15 protein-coding genes and 1 rRNA gene are annotated in these 19,630 nt (G+C 70.7%); 13 read left to right on the top strand and 3 right to left on the bottom strand.

Going from position 1 to position 19,630, the window contains the following annotated elements; translation table 11 throughout:
- The first annotated feature begins 2 nt into the window (after nt 1-2).
- A complete protein-coding gene (locus N553_RS0113140; RefSeq protein ID WP_028046903.1) occupies nt 3-5,000 on the top strand; it encodes an ExeM/NucH family extracellular endonuclease in 4,998 nt (1,665 codons plus the stop codon).
- Nucleotides 5,001-5,047: 47 nt separating this feature from the next.
- Here N553_RS0113140 and N553_RS0113135 read toward each other — a convergent pair whose 3' ends face one another.
- The 3 genes from N553_RS0113135 to N553_RS0113125 are packed head-to-tail and all read right to left on the bottom strand — an operon-like array spanning nt 5,048 to nt 7,374.
- The gene (locus N553_RS0113135) at nt 5,048-5,620 is read right to left on the bottom strand and encodes a dienelactone hydrolase family protein (RefSeq protein ID WP_028046902.1); all 573 of its coding nucleotides are present in this window, start codon (nt 5,618-5,620) and stop codon (nt 5,048-5,050) included.
- A gap of 33 nt (nt 5,621-5,653) precedes the next feature.
- Nucleotides 5,654-6,391 carry a DsbA family oxidoreductase gene (locus tag N553_RS0113130; protein ID WP_028046901.1) on the bottom strand — a complete coding sequence of 246 codons (738 nt, stop codon included), beginning with the start codon at nt 6,389-6,391 and terminating at the stop codon, nt 5,654-5,656.
- Complete coding sequence (locus tag N553_RS0113125) at nt 6,388-7,374, bottom strand: quinone oxidoreductase (RefSeq protein WP_028046900.1); 987 nt, start codon at nt 7,372-7,374, stop codon at nt 6,388-6,390. Before N553_RS0113125 ends, N553_RS0113130 begins: the two co-directional genes overlap by 4 nt.
- Before the next feature lie 79 nt (nt 7,375-7,453).
- Here N553_RS0113125 and argC point away from each other — a divergent pair, with 79 nt between their 5' ends.
- The 12 genes from argC to N553_RS0113065 all read left to right on the top strand — a co-directional run.
- The gene (gene argC / locus N553_RS0113120) at nt 7,454-8,518 is read left to right on the top strand and encodes an N-acetyl-gamma-glutamyl-phosphate reductase (RefSeq protein ID WP_197030081.1); all 1,065 of its coding nucleotides are present in this window, start codon (nt 7,454-7,456) and stop codon (nt 8,516-8,518) included.
- A complete protein-coding gene (gene argJ, locus N553_RS0113115; protein WP_028046898.1) occupies nt 8,515-9,729 on the top strand; it encodes a bifunctional glutamate N-acetyltransferase/amino-acid acetyltransferase ArgJ in 1,215 nt (404 codons plus the stop codon). Before argC ends, argJ begins: the two co-directional genes overlap by 4 nt.
- Nucleotides 9,726-10,700 carry an acetylglutamate kinase gene (argB, locus tag N553_RS0113110; protein WP_028046897.1) on the top strand — a complete coding sequence of 325 codons (975 nt, stop codon included), beginning with the start codon at nt 9,726-9,728 and terminating at the stop codon, nt 10,698-10,700. The genes argJ and argB overlap by 4 nt, the downstream gene beginning before the upstream one ends.
- A complete protein-coding gene (locus tag N553_RS0113105) occupies nt 10,700-11,974 on the top strand; it encodes an acetylornithine transaminase (RefSeq protein WP_081844580.1) in 1,275 nt (424 codons plus the stop codon). Before argB ends, N553_RS0113105 begins: the two co-directional genes overlap by 1 nt.
- On the top strand, nt 11,971-12,903 hold the full coding sequence (gene argF / locus N553_RS0113100) for an ornithine carbamoyltransferase (protein WP_028046895.1): 933 nt from the start codon (nt 11,971-11,973) through the stop codon (nt 12,901-12,903). Before N553_RS0113105 ends, argF begins: the two co-directional genes overlap by 4 nt.
- The gene (locus N553_RS0113095; RefSeq protein WP_028046894.1) at nt 12,900-13,451 is read left to right on the top strand and encodes an arginine repressor; all 552 of its coding nucleotides are present in this window, start codon (nt 12,900-12,902) and stop codon (nt 13,449-13,451) included. The genes argF and N553_RS0113095 overlap by 4 nt, the downstream gene beginning before the upstream one ends.
- 34 nt (nt 13,452-13,485) lie before the next feature.
- Nucleotides 13,486-14,724, top strand: a complete 1,239-nt coding sequence (locus tag N553_RS0113090; RefSeq protein WP_028046893.1) for an argininosuccinate synthase — start codon at nt 13,486-13,488, stop codon at nt 14,722-14,724.
- Nucleotides 14,717-16,168, top strand: a complete 1,452-nt coding sequence (gene argH / locus N553_RS0113085) for an argininosuccinate lyase (protein ID WP_028046892.1) — start codon at nt 14,717-14,719, stop codon at nt 16,166-16,168. The genes N553_RS0113090 and argH overlap by 8 nt, the downstream gene beginning before the upstream one ends.
- Before the next feature lie 7 nt (nt 16,169-16,175).
- A complete protein-coding gene (locus N553_RS22665) occupies nt 16,176-16,775 on the top strand; it encodes a uridine kinase (protein ID WP_156043839.1) in 600 nt (199 codons plus the stop codon).
- Nucleotides 16,772-17,479: a DNA-3-methyladenine glycosylase gene (locus N553_RS22660; RefSeq protein ID WP_034622414.1), complete on the top strand. Its 708-nt coding sequence runs from the start codon at nt 16,772-16,774 to the stop codon at nt 17,477-17,479. The genes N553_RS22665 and N553_RS22660 overlap by 4 nt, the downstream gene beginning before the upstream one ends.
- A gap of 76 nt (nt 17,480-17,555) precedes the next feature.
- Complete coding sequence (gene tyrS, locus N553_RS0113070; protein ID WP_028046891.1) at nt 17,556-18,818, top strand: tyrosine--tRNA ligase; 1,263 nt, start codon at nt 17,556-17,558, stop codon at nt 18,816-18,818.
- A gap of 633 nt (nt 18,819-19,451) precedes the next feature.
- A 16S ribosomal RNA gene (locus tag N553_RS0113065) occupies nt 19,452-19,630 on the top strand; the annotation flags it as partial.

Raw genomic sequence — 19,630 nt, 5'->3', positions numbered from 1 at the left:
ACGTGCGCCGTTCGCTGAAGTCGCTCACCGGGGGCGTAGCCGCCCTAGCACTGATTCTGGTGGGGTCCGTGATGGGGACGGGGGCCGCGCAGGCTGCGGTCGCACCGTCCGCCCCGGTGGTCATCAACGAGGTGTATGGCGGTGGCGGCAACTCCGGCGCACCGTTCGACCGGGACTTCGTGGAGCTCTACAACCCAGGCGCTTCCCCCGTGGACGTCAGCGCGTGGTCCGTCCAGTACGCGTCGGCGAACGGCGCGACCTGGGCCTCGACCCCGCTGGCCGGCAAGACGATCGCGGCCGGCGGCTACCTGCTCGTGGCCGAGGCGCAGGGCGCGAACACGGCGGCTCCTGCGGTGACCGGTGACGTCGTCGGCACGATCGCGATGGGCGGCACGGCCGGCAAGGTGGCGCTCGTCAGCTCGACCGGGGCGCTGGCCTGCGGGGCCACCTGTGCGGCGGACCCAGCCGTCGTCGACCTCGTGGCCTACGGCGCCGTCGCGACGGGCTTCGCCGGCACCGGCCCGGCGCCGGCCGCGTCCAACTCGACATCCGTCTCGCGCAGCGCGACGCACACCAACACGGCCGACAACGTGGCGGACTTCGTTGCGGCTGCGCCGTCGCCGCAGGGGGCCCCCGCGACGCCGGTCGATCCGGGAACGCCGACCACCCGGACGATCGCCGAGATCCAGGGCTCGGGCGCGTCCTCGCCGCTCGTCGGAGAGACCGTGACCACGGAGGGCGTCGTCACGGCGGCCTACCCGACCGGTGGGTTGAACGGCTACGTCATCCAGACGCCCGGCACCGGTGGAGCGCTCGACGCGACGCACACGGCGTCCGACGCGGTCTTCGTGTTCTCGTCGGCGACCGTGGGGTCGGTCGCGGTCGGCGACCACGTCCGCGTGACCGGCGCCGTGAGCGAGTTCAACGGACTCACGGAGCTCACCGTCGCGGCGGGTGGCCTCGAGGTGCTGCCCACCCCGGCGAGCGTGACCCCGGCGACGGTCGGGTGGCCGACGACCGACGGCGCTCGCGAGGTCCTGGAGTCGATGCTCGTCTCACCCACGGGTGCGTTCACGGTCTCCAACACGTTCAGCACCAACCAGTACGGCGAGGTGGGTCTGGCGGCCGGCAGCACGCCGCTGGTCCAGCCCACCGAGGCCGGGGCACCGGGTTCCGCGCAGGCCGCAGCGGCGGCGGCCGACGGCGCGGCTCGCGCTGTGGTCCTTGACGACGGTGCGTCGACCAACTTCCTGTCCGCGGCCAACCAGAGCCTGACGCCGCCGTACGTCTCTCTGGCCAACCCCGTGCGGGTCGGCGAGGCAGCAACGTTCTCGGCCCCCGTCGTCGTGGACTTCCGCAACAACGTCTGGAAGCTCAACCCGACCGCGCCGGTCGTCGCGGGCGGTCCGGCGCCGGTGGCGTTCACCAACAACCGAACCGCCGCGCCCGACGCGGCGGAGATCGGCGGCGACCTGCGGGTCGCCTCGTTCAACGTGCTCAACTACTTCACGACGCTCGGCGCCGGGACCACAGGCTGCACGTCGTTCAACGACCGCACGGGTGACCCGGTCACGGTCAACGGCGCGTGCAACCCACGCGGGGCGTGGGACCCGGCCGACCTGACGCGCCAGCAGGACAAGATCGTCGCGGCGATCAACGGGCTGGACGCCGACGTCGTCGGCCTCCTGGAGATCGAGAACTCGCTCACCGTGGACGGAGTTGCCGACGAGGCACTGGGAACGCTCGTCGACGCACTCAACGCCGACGCCGGGTCGACGGTGTGGGCCTTCGTGCCGTCGGCCACGGCCGACCTGCCGCCGGCAGCAGAGATGGACGTCATCACCAACGCGATCATCTACCGGACGGCCGCGGTGACCCGGACGGGCCCGTCGCACGCCCTCGGTTCGCAGAGCGGCAACGACCAGGCGTTCGGCAACGCTCGCGAGCCCATCGCGCAGGCGTTCACGCCGACCGGCGGTGGAGAACCGTTCCTCGTCGTCGTGAACCACTTCAAGTCGAAGGGCTCGGCCGGTCCGTGGGAGGGCGACGTCGACACGGGTGACGGACAGGGTGCGTCCAACGAGTCCCGGGTGCGGCAGGCCACGGCGCTGCGTGACTGGGTGCCGACGATCCAGGGTGACGCCGACTCGGTCGCCCTCCTCGGCGACTTCAACTCCTACTCCCAGGAGGACCCGCTGCGTCTGCTCTACGACGCCGGGTACACCGACGCGGGGACGCACTTTGCTCCGGGGGAGTACTCGTACTCGTTCGGCGGGCTGTCCGGGTCGCTCGACCACGTGCTCCTCAACGGTCCGGCGCTCGCGCGGTCGACCGGTGCGGACATCTGGGAGATCAACGCCGAGGAGTCCATCGCGCTGGAGTACAGCCGGTACAACTACCACGGCACGTTGTTCTACGCGGCGGACCCGTACCGCTCCTCGGACCACGACCCGGTGATCGTCGGCCTCGACGACGGCGCGGTCAGCAACGAGCCCGTCGACCTCACGCTGCTCGACATCAACGACTTCCACGGTCGCATCGACGCCAACACGGTGAAGTTCGCCGGGACCGTCGAGAAGGAGAAGGCCGCGGCGGTCGCTGCGGGCGGCCCGGTCGCGTTCGTGTCCGCCGGTGACAACGTCAGCGCCTCGCTGTTCGCATCGGCCGTGCAGCAGGACCAGCCGACCATCGACGTCCTGAACGCCCTGCAGCTCAACGCGTCGGCGGTGGGCAACCACGAGTTCGACAAGGGCTACTCCGACCTGACGGACCGCATCATCGCCGACGGGACGAACGCCACGTGGGACTACCTGGGCGCGAACGTCTACCTGGCGGGCACGACCACCCCGGCCCTGCCCGAGTACGCGATCCTCGACATGGACGGCATCAAGGTCGCCATCATCGGCGCCGTCACGCAGGAGACGCCGTCGCTCGTCAGCCCGGGCGGCATCACCCAGCTCTCGTTCGGAGACCCCGTCGACGCCGTGAACCGCGTCGCGGGCGAGCTGACCGACGGTGACCCGTCGAACGGCGAGGCGGACGTGCTCGTCGCGACGTACCACGAGGGCGCCGGAGCCGGGACGCCGGACGGGGCCACCCTGGAGCAGGAGCTTGCCGCGGGTGGTGCGTTCGAGGAGATCGTCAACGACACCTCTGCCGAGGTCGACGCCATCTTCACCGGCCACACCCACAAGACGTACGCGTGGGAGGCCCCCGTCCCGGGTGAGGCAGGCAAGACCCGCCCGATCCTGCAGACCGGTTCCTACGGCGAGAACATCGGCAAGATCGTCCTGACCTACGACCCGGTGGCCGGCGAAGTCGTGGCGCACACGCAGACGAACATCGCGCGCCTGGTGCCCCCCACGGGAACGTCCGAGGCCGCGTTCGCCGCGGATCTCGTGGCTACCTACCCGCGGGTCGCGCAGGTCAAGACGATCGTCGACGCCGCCCTGGCCTATGCCAGCACGGTCGGCAACGACCCGGTCGGCTCGGTCACGGCGGACATCACGACCGCGTTCTCGGGCGGCAGCTACGGTCCGGGCGGGTACGTCGGCCCCGGTCCCACCCCGACCTCGGGTCGCGATGACCGAGCCAGCGAGTCGGCGCTCGGCGACCTGGTCGCGAACGCCCTGCGGGACACGCTCGCCCCGTCGGACCTCGGTGGGGCGCAGATCGGCGTGGTCAACCCCGGTGGTCTTCGGGCCGAGCTGCTCTACGCACCGGACGGGACGATCACGTACGCGGAAGCGAACAGCGTCCTGCCGTTCGTGAACAACCTCTGGACCACGACGCTGACCGGCGAGCAGTTCACGACGATGCTCGAGCAGCAGTGGCAGACGAACCTCGACGGCTCCATCCCGTCGCGGCCGTACCTCCAGCTGGGCCTGTCCGACAACGTGTCCTACACCTACGACGCCGCGGCGCCGCGAGGTTCGCACATCACGTCGGTCACGGTCGACGGCCACCCCCTCGACCCTGCGGCGAGCTACCGCATCGGCACGTTCTCGTTCCTGACGACAGGCGGCGACAACTTCCGGATCGTGGCCCAAGGGTCGGACGCTCGCGACTCCGGTCTGATCGACCGTGACGGCTGGATCGCGTACCTGCAGGCGCACCCCGGGCTGACGCCCGACTTCGCCCGGCAGGCGGTCGGTGTCCCGACGGTGCCGTCGTCGGTCACGGCGGGTGACACCCTGGCGTTCCCGGTCACGAAGCTGGACCTGACCAGCCTCGGCGCACCGCAGAACACGAGCCTCGACGTGCGGATCGACGGTTCGTCGATCGGGTCGGCGCCGGTCACCGACGGGAACGCGAGCGTGTCCGTGACCGTACCGGTGGGCACGGCGGCTGGCCCGCACACGCTCACCCTCGTGGCCACGCCGAGCGGCACCACGGTGACGCTTCCACTCACGGTGGTGGCAGCCGTGCCGTCCTCGACCACGACGCTCACGGCGTCGCCGGCCAGCCAGGTGTTCGGCTCGAGCACCCGCGTGCTCCTCACGGCGACCGTCACGGCAAACGTGCCAGTCAGTGGCAACGTCGAGTTCGTCTCGGGGTCCACGGTGCTCGCCACGGTTCCGCTCACCGGCGGGACTGCGACGTACCGGCTCCCGGCGAGCACGCCCGCCGGCAGCTACTCGGTCGTAGCGAGGTTCGCCGGTGACCCGACCGTGCTGGGGTCGCAGTCCGCGCCGGTTCCGGTCGAGGTCAAGCAGGTCACCACGACGACGTCGCTCAGGGCGACGCCCGGGTTCCTGTTCGTCCCGTCGATCCTGCTGGTGAACGTCGGGCAGGACAACGGGCGGACGCCGTCCGGCAAGGTGCAGATCAAGGAGGGCGTCACGGTGGTCCGGACGCTCGACGTGGTGCTCGGTGTCGCGATCGGGACGGTCCCGTCAGGCACCACGGGCTTGCACACCTACACGGCGACGTTCGTCCCGAACGACCCGGTGAACGTCAAGCCCAGCACGAGCGCACCGGTGACGGTCCGCACGCGCTGACGTCATCACGTAGGGGGGAGGCCCTTGGGCCTCCTCCCTGCGGACGTCTAGGGGCTCGCCAGGAAGCTGAGGACTCGAGCCGTCAGCTCGGCCGTCGCCGCAGCGTCATAGTCCGGCAGGCTGCTGTCGAGGAACAGATGCTCGTCGCCGGGGTAGAGGAACAGCTCGGCATCCTCCACCGACGCGACCAGGACGCGGGCTGCGTCGAGGTCGCCCTCGTCGACGAAGATCGGGTCGGCGTCCTTGCCGTGCACCTGCACGGGCACCCCATCGGGCCAGCCGCCGAACTCGGACACCGGCAGGCACGACCCGACGAAGACGGCTCCGGCGCAGCCGGGTCGGGTCTGCGCGAGCTGCTGGGCAGCCATCACGCCGAGTGAGAGACCGACGTAGACGGTCTTGGCAGGGAGACCCTCGGCTGCTCGGACGCCGCGCTGCATCACGGCATCGAAGCCGACCTCGCCCGCGTACGCGATGCCGGAGTCGAGGTCGTCGAAGGTGCGCCCGTCGTAGACGTCGGGGGTGTGGACGGTGTGCCCGGCCTCACGCAGAGCGTCAGCGAACGCGACGACGCCAGGTGTCAGGCCCTGGGCATGGTGCAGGAGCAGGACGGTCGTCATGTCCTGATCATGGCGCGGCCGTCCGACACCCGCTCAGATCGCGCAGGTGTCGTCCAGGCAGGCTTGGGCGGACGGGTCGGCGCCGACCAGCGTGGCCAGCGGGTTCGCAGCCTTCCAGCCCTCCGCGAGCAGCTGCGTGAACACGTCCGCCGGCTGCGCGCCCGAGACGCCTAGCCGGCGGTCGACGACGAAGAACGGCACACCTGTGACGCCGATGGCGCGGGCCTCGGCCTCGTCGTGGCGGACGGCGTCCGCATGGTCGTTCCCGGCGAGCACGGCGCGTGCCTCGTTCGCGTCGAGGCCGGCGTCGGCCACGACGCGCACGAGGGTCTCGTCCTCACCGAGATCCGCACCCTGCTCGAAGTGCGCCGAGTACAGCGCCTCGAGAACGGCGTCGGCCAGGCCCGCCGACGCCGCCAGGTGCACCAGCCGGTGCCCGTCGAACGTGTTGACTGCCAGGGTCCTCTCGAAGTCGTAGGTGAGGCCCTCGCCCGCGGCGACGGCCGTGACCTGGGCGAACATGCGCTCGGCCTGCGAGCGTGGGATGCCCTTCATCTCGCTCAGGGCGTCGATCTCGGGCCGACCGGGTCCGGCAGGGGTGGTCGGCGACAGCTCGTACGAGCGCCACCTCACCTCCACGTGGTCCCGGAACGGGAAGTCGGCGAGCGCGGTCTCGAAGCGCTTCTTGCCGATGTAGCACCACGGGCAGGCGATGTCGGACCAGATCTCGACGGTGAGCGTGCGGGCCTGGTCTGGGGCTGAGGTCGTCATGGGAGCAGCAGGACCTTTCCGGTCGTGGAGCGCGACTCGAGCGCGCGGTGGGCGTCGGCCGCCTCGGCCAGGGGGAACGTCCCGCCGATCCGCACGTCCAGCGAGCCGGTGAGGACGGCGTCGAACAGCTCGCGGGACCTCCACAGCAGCTCGTCGCGCGTCGCCGTGTAGTCGCCGAGGGTGGGTCTCGTCAGGAACAGGGAGCCGAGGTTGTTCAGCCGCTGCGGGTCGAGCTGCGGGGCTGCTCCCGACGACGAGCCGAACAGGACCATGGTCCCGCGGCGGCGTAGCGACGCGAGAGATGCCTCGAAGGTGTCCTTGCCGACGGAGTCGTAGACGACGTGCACGCCTTGCCCGTCGGTGAGTGCCCTGACCGATGCCGGCAGGTCACGCGTCAGGTCGTCCAGCTCGCGGTACCGGATGACCTCCGCTGCACCTGCCTCTCGGGCGAGTCGCTCCTTGTCAGCCGTTCCCACGGTGGCGATGACGCGGGCTCCCCGCGACACGGCAAGCTGGGTCAGGAGCAGACCGACTCCGCCTGCGGCTGCGTGGATCAGCACGTCGTGGCCCGGCGCCACGGCGAACACCGAGGTAACCAGGTAGTGCGCGGTCATGCCCTGGAGAGGGAGCGCGGCGGCGACGTGCAGGTCGACCCCGACCGGTACGGGCAGCACCTGCGACTCGCGGACGAGGACGAGCTCCGCATACGACCCGGGCGCGGACGACCAGGCGACATGGTCACCGACGGCGACCTCGGTGACGTCGGGACCGACGGCCACGACCTCGCCCGCGCCCTCGGACCCGACGACGTGCGGGAACGACACCGAGTAGTACAGGCCGCGACGGCGATAGGTGTCGATGTAGTTGATGCCCGCTGCCGCGACCCGGACCAGGACCTCGTCGGGTCCGGGCGTGGGATCGGGGAGGTCGACGAGCGTGAGGACGTCGGGTCCGCCCGCGGCGGACGCTTGGATTGCGCGCACGTGAGGGCAACGCGACTGGCTCGCGCGTTCTTCCCGAAAGGCTTCGTATCTTCGTGCATCGCCGTGTATGTTCATGCATATGACGTTCACGGTCGCGGTCGCCGGCGCAAGCGGCTACGCCGGCGGGGAGATGCTGCGGGTGCTCCTTGCCCATCCTGAGGCGAGGATCGGCACGCTCACGGCGCACTCCAACGCAGGCACACTTCTCGGCGCGCACCAGCCGCACCTGCGCTCTCTCGCCGACCGCAGGCTCGAGGCCACGGGCGTCGACTCACTCGCAGGTCACGACGTCGTCGTCCTCGCGCTCCCGCACGGAGCAAGTGGCGCGGTCGCCGCCGAGCTGGCTGCCCGGGGCGACCGTGCGATCGTCGTCGACCTCGGCGCCGACCACCGGCTCACGGACGCCGCCGACTGGGAGACCTACTACGGCAGCCCGCACGCCGGGACCTGGCCGTACGGACTGCCCGAGCTGCTGCACGCGGGCGAGCAGACGGCGTCGGCGCAGCGTGCGGTACTCGCAGGCGCCACCCGGATCGCGGTCCCGGGATGCAACGTCACCGCGGTCTCGCTGGGCCTGCAACCCGGAGTCGCGGCAGGACTGATCGAGCCGACCGACCTCGTCGCGGTCCTGGCCAACGGCTACTCCGGCGCCGGCAAGTCCCTCAAGACTCACCTGCTCGCGAGCGAGGCGCTCGGCTCGGCCCAGCCGTACGCGGTCGGCGGTACGCACCGGCACATCCCGGAGATCGGGCAGAACCTGCGGTCCGCGGGCGCGTCCGACGTGACCATCTCGTTCACCCCGACGCTCGTCCCGATGTCCCGCGGCATCCTCGCGACCGCCACGGCGAGGCTCGTCCCGGGCACGGATCCCTCCACGGTCCGCGAGGCCTGGGAGCGGACCTACGCCGACGAGCCGTTCGTGCACCTGCTTCCCGAGGGCCAGTGGCCGACCACCGCCGCGACGCTCGGCGCCAACACCGCGCTCGTGCAGGTGGCGGTCGACGAGCGCGTCGGCAGAGTCGTGACGGTCACCGCGATCGACAACCTGGTCAAGGGCACCGCCGGGGGCGCCCTGCAGTCGCTCAACCTCGCACTGGGACTCCCTGAGACCCTCGGACTTCCTCTGGACGGAGTAGCACCATGACGATCGAGACCCTCGACGGGCTCGCTGAGCGGTCCCCGGGCGTCACCGCCGCGGCCGGCTTCCGGGCCTCCGGCATCACCGCAGGCCTGAAGTCGTCGGGGCGTCCCGACCTTGCACTCGTCGTCAACGAAGGCCCCTCGCAGGTCGCCGCCGCGGTCTTCACCACGAACCGGGTCGTGGGTGCACCGGTCGTCTGGTCGCGCCAGGCGGTAGCCGACGGCGTGGTCAGCGCGGTCGTGCTCAACTCGGGCGGTGCCAACGTGTGCACCGGACCGGACGGGTTCCTCGACGTGCACCGGACGGCCGAGAAGGTGGGTGCGGTCCTCGAGCTCTCGCCCGGCGACGTCGTGGTGTGCTCGACAGGCCTGATCGGCGAGCCGCTGCCGATCGGCAAGGTGCTCGCCGGGGTCGACGTGGCCGTCTCGGCGCTGTCCCGGACGGGCGGGTACGACGCGGCGGTCGCGATCATGACGACCGACACGGTCCCCAAGACCGCTCATCTCACCGTCCCGGGCGACCAGGGCGAGTGGACCGTGGGAGGCATGGCCAAGGGGGCGGGCATGCTGGCACCGGGCCTCGCGACGATGCTGTGCGTGATCACCACCGATGCCGTCATCGACGTGGAGACGGCCCAGGCCGCGCTGCGGTCCGCCGTGAGCCAGACCTTCGACCGGATCGACTCCGACGGCTGCATGTCCACGTCGGACACGGTGACGCTGCTCGTGTCGGGTGCGAGCCGTGCGGTGCCCGACCCGGCCGGCTTCACGGCGGCGTTGACGCAGGTCTGCGCGCAGCTCTCGCGCGCGCTGATCGCGGACGCCGAGGGCGCGAGCCACGACATCGCCGTCACGGTCATGAATGCGTCGACCGAGGCAGCGGGACTGGCCGTGGCGCGCGCGGTGGCGCGGTCCAACCTGTTCAAGGCGGCCATGTTCGGCAACGACCCGAACTGGGGTCGCGTGCTCGCGCAGGTCGGGACCGTCCCGGAGAGCGTCGCGCCCTACGACCCGGACCAGCTGGACGTCACCATCAACGGCGTCCAGGTCTGCAAGTCGGGCGGCGCCTACCAGCCGCGGACCGACGTCGACCTCGCAGCCAGCCGCGAGGTGCACGTGCTGATCGACCTGCACGCGGGCTCCGAGGTGGTCACCGTGTGGACCAACGACCTCACGCACGACTACGTCCTCGAGAACAGCGCGTACTCGACATGAGCGAGTTCGTCTTCAACACCCGCACCGACCTGCGCGCCGAGCAGAAGGCGGAGGTGCTGATCGAGGCGCTGCCGTGGTTGCAGAAGTTCGCCGGTGCGCTGGTCGTCGTCAAGTACGGCGGCAACGCCATGATCGACGAGGACCTGAAACGCGCGTTCGCGCAGGACATGGTGTTCCTGCGCCAGGTCGGCCTGCGCCCGGTCGTGGTGCACGGCGGGGGCCCGCAGATCAACTCGATGCTCGACCGGCTCGGCATCGAGTCGGAGTTCCGTGGCGGTCTGCGCGTCACCACACCCGAGGCCATGGACGTCGTGCGCATGGTGCTCACGGGGCAGGTCTCCCGCGAGCTCGTGGGGCTGCTCAACGCGCACGGCCCGCACGCGGTAGGACTGTCGGGCGAGGACGGCGGGCTGTTCCAGGCACGTCGGCGCTCGGTGGTCGTGGACGGCGAGAGCATCGACGTGGGCCTGGTGGGCGACGTGGTGCAGGTCAACCCCGGAGCGGTCCTCGACCTGCTCGACGCCGGCCGCATCCCGGTGGTGTCCACCGTCGCACCCGACCTCGACGACCCCACGCAGGTCCTGAACGTCAACGCAGACACCGCCGCCGCGGCGCTCGCGGTCGCGCTCGGCGCACGCAAGCTCATCGTCCTGACGGACGTCGAGGGTCTCTACACGAGCTGGCCCGACAGGGACTCGCTCGTCCGGCGTCTTCGCGCTGCCGAGCTCGCGACGATCCTGCCGACCCTCGATGCCGGCATGCGGCCCAAGATGGAGGCCTGCTGGCGGGCCGTCGAGGGCGGAGTCGGCCGCGCGCACGTCATCGACGGCCGCGAACCTCACTCGATCCTCGTCGAGATCTTCACCTCCGACGGCATCGGCACCATGGTGCTGCCCGACGAGGAGCCGGTGGACGCGCCGTTCACGGCGCCGATCCCCGTCGTGTCCCGGCCCGACCAGGAAGTCCACTGATGACCGATCTGCAGCGCGCCCGTCACCGGGCCGACGTCTCGCCCGACGCGAGCCTGCCCGTGCCGGCCGTCGACGGCTCCGTCGCCGACTGGACCGACCGCTACACGCACGCGGTCATGGACACGTTCGGCGCGCCGCAGCGGGTTCTCGTCCGCGGCGAGGGTGCGTATGTCTGGGACGCCGACGGCACGCGCTACCTCGACCTGCTCGGTGGCATCGCGGTCAACTCTCTGGGGCACGCGCACCCGACGCTCACGGCCGCGATCAGCGCCCAGCTCGGAACGCTCGGGCACGTCTCCAACTTCTTCGGCAGCCCGACGCAGATCGCGTTCGCCGAGCGGCTGATCGCGCTCGCGGGCGCCCCGCACGGATCGCACGTCTTCTTGACCAACTCCGGGACGGAGGCCAACGAGGCCGCGTTCAAGCTGGCCCGCCGGACGGGTCGTCCCCGGATCATCGCACTCGAAGGGTCGTTCCACGGCCGGTCGATGGGAGCGCTCGCCCTGACGCACAAGGCGTCCTACCGCGAGCCGTTCGAGCCGCTGCCCGGAGGCGTCGAGTTCGTGCCCTTCGGGGACTCCGAGGCGCTCGAGGCCGCTTTCGCGGCGAACGGCGACCAGGTCGCCGCGGTCGTCGTGGAGCCCATCCAGGGGGAGGCGGGCGTGCTGCCTCTGCCGCCGGGCTACCTCGCGCTCGCGCGCAGGCTGACGGCTGAGCACGGCGCTCTTCTGATCCTGGACGAGGTCCAGACCGGCATGGGGCGCACCGGCAGGTGGATGGCGCACCACCACCCGGACCTCGGCGGGGGCGTCGTCCCTGACGCCGTGACGGTCGCCAAGGGCCTCGGAGGCGGTTTCCCGGTCGGCGCGCTCATCGCGTTCGGCCCGCAGACGTCAGCCCTCCTGGGCCGTGGTCAGCACGGCTCCACGTTCGGCGGCAACCCCGTGGCGTCAGCGGCGGGTCTCGCGACGATCGGGGTCATCGAGCGCGACGGGCTGCTGAACCACGTCAGCGACCTGGGGGAGCGGTTCCGTGCTCGCCTGGCCGCAACGGGTAACCCGCTGGTCGTCGGCGTCCGGGGCGCCGGACTCCTGATCGGTGTCCAGCTTGCGTCCCCTGTGTCGTCGGAGGTTGCCGCGCGCGCTCTGGCGGCCGGCTTCATCGTCAACGCCGTCAACCCGTCCACGATCCGGCTCGCACCGCCGTTCGTGCTGACCGACGAGCAGGCGGGCCAGTTCGTCGACTTCCTCGCAGGTCTGGAGCTGGCGTCATGACCCGCTCGTTCCTGCGTGACGACGACCTGACGCCCGCGGAGCAGCAGGACATCCTGCGGCTCGCGCTCGCCTTCAGGGAGGACCACTTCGTGCGCACGCCGCTGACCGGTCCCAAGCCGGTGGCGGTCATCTTCGACAAGCCGACCTTGCGCACGCAGGTCTCGTTCACCGCGGGCATCGCCGAGCTCGGCGGTTTTCCCCTGAGCGTCGACGGCAACCTGGCGAAGATCGGCCAGCGTGAGTCCATCGCCGACACGGCGCGCGTGCTCGGCCGGCAGGTCGCCGCGATCGTCTGGCGGACGCACGCCCAGGAGCGGCTCGACCAGATGGCCGCGTTCTCGGGTGTCCCGGTGGTCAACGCCCTCACCGACGAGTTCCACCCGTGCCAGATCCTGGCTGACCTCATGACGATCGCGCAGCACCGCGGCGGCGTCGACGCGCTCGCGGGTCAGACGCTCGCCTACCTCGGCGACGGTGCGAACAACATGTCGCACTCGTACCTGCTGGGTGGCGCGACCGCAGGCCTGCGCGTGCGGGTCGGGACACCCGACGGCTTCCTGCCCGATCCGGCGGTCCTTGCCGACGCAGCCCGGATCGCCGCGTCCACGGGCGGCTCCGTCACGGTGACGCATGATCTCGCCGAGGCCGTGACCGGCGCAGACGTCGTCGCGACGGACACCTGGGTGTCGATGGGCCAGGAGGCGCAGGCCGCCGAGCGTGAGACACCGTTCGTGCCGTACCGGCTCGACTCGGCGGCCATGGCCCTGGCGGCAGCCGACGCGATCGTCCTGCACTGCCTGCCGGCCTACCGTGGCATGGAGATCACGAGCGAGGTGCTGGACGGGCCGCAGTCGGTGGTCTGGGACGAGGCCGAGAACCGGCTCCACGCGCAGAAGGCGCTGCTCACGTGGCTGCTGGAGCAGGCATGAGCGTCACGTCGTCGGTCCCGCACACCAAGGCGGCTCGCCACGCGCTGGTCACGTCGCTCCTGACCCGCGGCCTCGTGCACTCGCAGCAGCAGCTCGCGGAGCTGCTCGCGGAGGAGGGCGTCACCGTCACGCAGGCGACGTTGAGCCGGGACCTCGTCGAGCTGCGGGCCGTGAAGATCCGTACTCCCTCGGGTGCCCTGGCCTATGCCGTCCCGGTCGAGGGGGGCGGTCGGACGACCCCGTCGACGGGTCCCGATGAGGAGATGCTCGCGTCCCGGCTCGCCCGCCTGTGCGCGGAGCTGCTGGTGACGGCGGAGGCGTCCGGCAACCTCGTCGTCCTGCGTACCCCGCCGGGAGCCGCACAGTTCCTCGCGTCCGCGATCGACCACTCGATCCTGCCTGCAGTCCTCGGCACGATCGCGGGCGACGACACCGTCCTGGTGATCGCCCGTGAAGGGGACACGGGCGCGGCCCTTGCTGCTCGTTTCCTTGCCCTCGCCACAGATGCACGACCGGATGCCGCCCCGCGCGCGCGACCGGCAGACTGACCTTCGACCACTTCACCAAGAAGAGAGACCTTCCATGACTCAGCGCGTCGTCCTCGCCTACTCGGGCGGCCTGGACACCTCCGTCGGCATCGGCTGGATCGCCGAGGCCACCGGCGCCGAGGTGATCGCGGTCGCCGTGGACGTAGGCCAGGGTGGTGAGGACCTGAACGTCATCCGTCAGCGTGCGCTCGACTGCGGCGCCGTCGAGGCCTACGTGGCCGACGCCCGGGACGAGTTCGCGACCGAGTACTGCATGCCGGCCCTGAAGGCCAACGCCCTCTACCTGGACCGCTACCCGCTGGTCTCGGCGTTGTCCCGCCCGGTGATCGTCAAGCACCTGGTCCGCGCCGCCCGCCAGTTCGGCGCGACGACGGTGGCCCATGGCTGCACCGGCAAGGGCAACGACCAGGTTCGCTTCGAGGTCGGCATCACGTCGCTCGCACCTGACCTGACGTGCCTGGCGCCGGTTCGCGACCTGGCACTGACCCGCGACAAGGCGATCGAGTTCGCCTCCCGCAACGCGCTGCCCATCGAGACGACCAAGCACAACCCGTTCTCGATCGACCAGAACGTCTGGGGTCGCGCGGTCGAGACCGGCTTCCTCGAGGACATCTGGAACGGGCCCACCAAGGACGTCTACACGTACACCGACGACCCGACGTTCCCGCCGGTCGCCGACGAGGTCATCATCACGTTCGAGGCCGGCGTCCCCGTCGCCCTCGACGGTGTGCCCGTCACCCCGCTGCAGGCGATCCAGGAGATGAACCGCCGCGCGGGCGCCCAGGGCATCGGCCGGATCGACATCGTCGAGGACCGGCTCGTCGGCATCAAGTCCCGCGAGGTGTACGAGGCACCGGGTGCCATCGCCCTCATCGCGGCGCACCAGGAGCTCGAGAACGTCACGGTCGAGCGCGAGCAGGCCCGTTTCAAGCGCGGTGTCGAGCAGCGCTGGACCGAGCTGGTCTACGACGGCCAGTGGTTCTCCCCGCTGAAGAAGTCGCTCGACGTCTTCGTCGACGACACGCAGCGCTACGTCTCCGGCGACGTGCGGATCGTCCTGCACGGTGGCCGCGCGACGGTGACGGGCCGCCGGTCGGACGCCAGCCTGTACGACTTCAACCTGGCGACCTACGACACGGGCGACACGTTCGACCAGGCGGCCGCCAAGGGCTTCATCGAGATCTACGGTCTGAGCTCGAAGCTCGCCGCGGCGCGGGACGTGCGGTTCGGCAACGGCGTGGACCTCGGCTCGCAGGGCGGGATCGGTGCCTGACGAGGTCGCGAAGCGGGCGGACGGTGTCGTCTCGACGCCGTCCGCGGCGCTGTGGGGCGGCAGGTTCGCCGGAGGCCCGTCGGAAGCGCTCCAGGCGCTGTCGCAGTCGACGCACTTCGACTGGCGGCTCGCGCAGCAGGACATCGCGGGCTCGATCGCGCACGCACGGGTCCTGCACTCTGCAGGTCTGCTGACCGACGACGAGCTGACGGGGATGACGAATGCCCTCGAGCGGCTCGCGGTCGACGTGCGCAACGGTGACTTCCTGCCGGTGATCGCCGACGAGGACGTGCACACCGCTCTGGAGCGCGGCCTGATCGAGCGTGCGGGCGCCGACCTGGGCGGCAAGCTCCGGGCCGGACGCTCCCGCAACGACCAGATCGCCACGCTCGTGCGCATGTACCTGCGCGAGCAGGCGCGTCTCGTCGGTGGCCTGCTGCTGGACGTCGCGGACGCGCTGGTCGAGCAGGCATCCGCGGCAGGCGACGCCCCGATGCCCGGACGCACCCACCTGCAGCACGCGCAGCCGGTCCTGCTCGCGCACCACCTGCTCGCGCACGTGTGGCCGCTGCTGCGAGACGTCGAGCGCTGGCAGGACTGGGACTCGCGCGCGGCCCGGTCGCCCTACGGCTCGGGCGCCCTCGCCGGGTCGTCGCTCGGCCTGGACCCGGCCGCGGTCGCCGCCGACCTTGGTTTCGACGGACCGGTCGAGAACTCGATCGACGGCACCGCCTCGCGTGACGTCGTGGCCGAGTTCGCCTTCGTCGCCGCGATGGCGGCCGTGGACATCTCGCGGCTCGCGGAGGAGGTCATCCTCTGGGCGACCAAGGAGTTCGGCTTCGTGAAGCTGCACGACTCGTACTCCACGGGGTCGAGCATCATGCCGCAGAAGAAGAACCCCGACATCGCCGAGCTGGCGCGGGGGAAGGCCGGCCGACTCATCGGCGACCTGACGGGCCTGCTCACCACGCTCAAGGGTCTCCCGCTCGCGTACAACCGTGACCTGCAGGAGGACAAGGAGCCGGTGTTCGACCAGATCGACCAGCTGTCCATCCTGCTGCCCGCGTTCGCGGGGATGGTCGCCACCCTCGAGTTCGACACGGACCGTCTCGCCTCGCTGGCGCCGCAAGGCTTCTCGCTCGCGACGGACATCGCGGAGTGGCTGGTGCGCAACGGGGTGCCGTTCCGGGTCGCGCACGAGGTCGCGGGGGCCTGCGTGCGGGCATGTGAGGAGCACCAGCCTCCGATCGAGCTCTGGGACCTGTCCGACGACGAGCTGGCGGCGATCTCGGAGCACCTGACGCCCGAGGTGCGGTCGGTGCTCACGGTCGAAGGCTCCCTGGCGTCGCGGTCCGCCGTCGGAGGCACGGCACCAGCCAGAGTCGCCGAACAGCTCGTCCGGGCACGTGAACGGGCCGGCGAGCTGCGGACGTGGACCGCCTGACCAGCCGGTGAGCATCGCGTCGCGCGCGCTTGCTGCGTCCCCACGTCTGGGCCCGGTCCGGCTCGTGGTGATCGATGGTCCGGCCGGCTCGGGCAAGACGACCACCGCCGACGTCGTGGCCCGCGATGCCGCAGCACTGGGTGCGACGGCAGAGGTCGTGCACCTCGACGATCTCTACGCGGGCTGGTCGGGGCTGGAGGGCTCTTTGTGGCCGCGCCTGTCCGCCCAGGTCCTCGAGCCGTTGCGACGCGGCCGCCCGGGGCGGTACCAGCGATACGACTGGCCTACCGGTGCCTTCGCCGAGTGGGTCGACGTCCAGGTCCCGGAGGTGCTCGTCCTGGAGGGGTGCGGCTCGGCCCGCCGGGCCGCCGACGCGATCGCCGTGCTGCGCGTCTGGGTCGAGGCCCCCGCGGACCTGCGGCTCGAACGCGGGCTCGCCCGGGACGGCGCCGACGCCCGGGAGCACTGGCTGACCTGGATGACCGACGAGGCGGCGCACTTCGCCAGGGAGCGCACGCGCGAGCGCGCCGATGTGCGGCTCGACGCCTTCGGAGGGGTGGTCTCGGACAGCGGCAGCCCGGCGCCGTACGGCAAGATGGGCGTGTGAGCACACCGCCCGCACGCCGCCCCGAGCCGCCGGATGCCTCCGACCCGCGCGCGTTCCTCGTGGTTCCGGCGCGGGTCTGGTTCAGCCGCGAGGTCCATGCCGTCGCCCGCGACCTGCTCGGCGCCTACCTGACGTCGCGCTCCTCGGAGGGCGACGTCACTCTCCGGATCACCGAGGTCGAGGCCTACGCCGGCGCCGAGGACCCGGGCTCGCACGCGTACCGCGGCCGTACGTCGCGCAACGCGGTGATGTTCGCGGAGCCCGGACGGCTGTACGTCTACCGGCACCTCGGCCTGCACCACTGCCTGAACATCGTCGCCGAGCCCACGGGCAGCCCTGCCGCGGTGCTGCTGCGCGCGGGAGAGATCGTCGACGGTGTCGACCTGGCCTGGAGGCGGCGCGAGTCGGTCGGTGTCGTCGACTCTCAGCGTCAGCTCGCGCGCGGGCCGGCGCGGCTCGCGGTCGCGCTCGGCCTGGACATGCGTGCCAATGGTGCGGACGTGACCGAGGCAGGTGGCGATGTCGTCCTGCACCGCCACCAGGTTGCGGTTCTGCCTACGCACAAGTCGGGTCCGCGCGTCGGGGTCTCGGGTGCAGGCGGCGAGGGGAACCGGTTCCCTTGGCGCTACTGGCTCACCGACGAGCGCACGGTCTCCGCGTACAGGCCGGCATATCGGCCGCCGACGTCGGTAGACGCCTCCTGAGGGCGACGACGTCGGCCGTCTGACGCCGTGTCCACCGGGCGCTGCGCCCGCCTACCTCTTTCCTGGAGACCTGCACATGAACCACGTCCTCGACGACCTCGAGTGGAGAGGGCTGATCGCCCAAGCCACCGACATCGATGCACTGCGCGCCGCCCTGTCCGCCGGACCCGTGTCGCTGTACTGCGGGTTCGACCCCACAGCGCCCAGCCTGCACATCGGCAACCTCGTCCAGATCCTCACCGTGCGCCGGCTGCAGGACGCCGGCCACGTGCCGTTCGCCCTGGTGGGCGGCGCGACCGGCCTGATCGGCGACCCGAAGATGGCGGGGGAGCGCACCCTCAACGACCCCTCGGTCGTGTCCGGGTGGGTCGATCGGATCCGGCGCCAGATCGAGCCGCTCCTGCGCTTCGACGGACCCAACGCCGCGACGATGGTCAACAACCTGGACTGGACCGCGCCGATGTCCGCGATCGACTTCCTGCGCGACGTCGGAAAGCACTACCGCCTGGGCACGATGCTGGCCAAGGACACCGTGGCTCGACGCCTGAACAGCGAGCAGGGCATCAGCTTCACCGAGTTCAGCTACCAGATCCTGCAGGGGATGGACTTCCTGGAGCTCTACCGCCGGCACGGGATCAGCCTCCAGACGGGCGGCAGCGACCAGTGGGGCAACCTCCTGTCGGGCGTCGAGCTCATCCGCAAGGCCGAGGGGGTGTCGGCGCATGCACTCACGACGCCCCTGATCACCAAGGCCGACGGCACGAAGTTCGGGAAGACGGAGTCGGGGACCGTCTGGCTCGACGCGGAGATGACGAGCCCGTACGCGTTCTTCCAGTTCTGGTTGAACGCCGACGACGCGGACGTGGTCGGGTACCTCAAGGTCTTCACGTTCCTGTCGCGTGCACGGATCGATGAGCTGGCGGCCGCCGTCGCCTCAGCGCCGGCGGCGAGGGAGGCCCAGCGAACGCTGGCGTACGAGGTGACCGCCCTCGTGCACGGGCCTGCCGCTGCCGACCAGGTCGTCGCGGCGAGCCAGGCGCTGTTCGGCCGTGGTTCGCTCGGGGACCTCTCGCTCGCAACGCTTGCCGCCGCGGTCGCCGAGCTGCCGTCCGCACCGGGCAGGGCCGGCGACTCCGTGGCGGACCTGCTTGCCGCGTCGGGCGTCGTGACCAGCAAGGGGGCCGCCCGACGAGCGATCGCAGAGGGCGGAGCGTCCGTGAACAACGTTCGGGTCGCCACTGAGGACGCGGTCCTGACCGCCGACGACCTCCTGCACGGCCGCTTCGCGGTCCTCCGCCGCGGAAAGCGCACGCTGGCGGTGGTCGACGCCCAGGCGTGACCCGCACCGCCGACAGGACCCCCGAGCGCGTCTCGGGGGTCCTGTTGTGCATCTGACCAGGGCGTCTACCTCGATCGGAGGCCGTGGTGACCGGCGTCACCGCCCAGGGATTTGCCTCCTGGCGCAACACGCGCGTAATGTTCTCGATGTCGCCCCGAGAGGGAGGAACGGACACCGCGGATCGAACCACGGTGGCTGGTCCCCAAGGGTGGCCACCCCTCGAACGGTTTCGTCGCGCTAGGCGCGCCCGAACTCGTCCGAGGGACGGGCTCCAGGCCCGCACGAGCTGCCCGAGAGGGTGGCGGAATGCGGCCGAAGAGCCATGTAAGATTCAGAACGACAAAGCCTCTCGGACGGGTCGAAAGATCCTGAGGAGATGCGCGTCTGTTCCTTGAGAACTCAACAGTGTGCCAAATAGTCGATGCCATATGGCTCGCTATCTCGTGTGTTTCGGGCCTTTGGTTCGGGGTGCGTGTGGTGGTGGGTCTTGGTTGAGATCGGTGTCGTTCTTCTACCTCCGTGGAAGGCGATGCCATGAACAGCCGAATCTGATTGGCTTGCCGGGTTGAACCGGTGGAGCCGTTTCGTTTTGTCGGTTGCCCTGCTGCTTTGGTGGTGGGGTGCCAGTTGACATTTACGGAGAGTTTGATTCTGGCTCAGGACGAACGCTGGCGGCGTGCTTAACACATGCAAGTCGAACGGTGATGACCAGCTTGCTGGTCTGATCAGTGGCGAACGGGTGAGTAACACGTGAGCAACCTGCCCTTCACTCTGGGATAACCACGGGAAACGGTGGCTAATACCGGATATGA

Origin of the sequence: Cellulomonas sp. URHE0023 (assembly GCF_000688475.1) — a bacterium.
Classification (GTDB): Bacteria; Actinomycetota; Actinomycetes; order Actinomycetales; family Cellulomonadaceae; genus Cellulomonas.
Note: the sequence above shows the minus strand (reverse complement) of the source record. Positions and strands in the feature narration are given on the sequence as shown.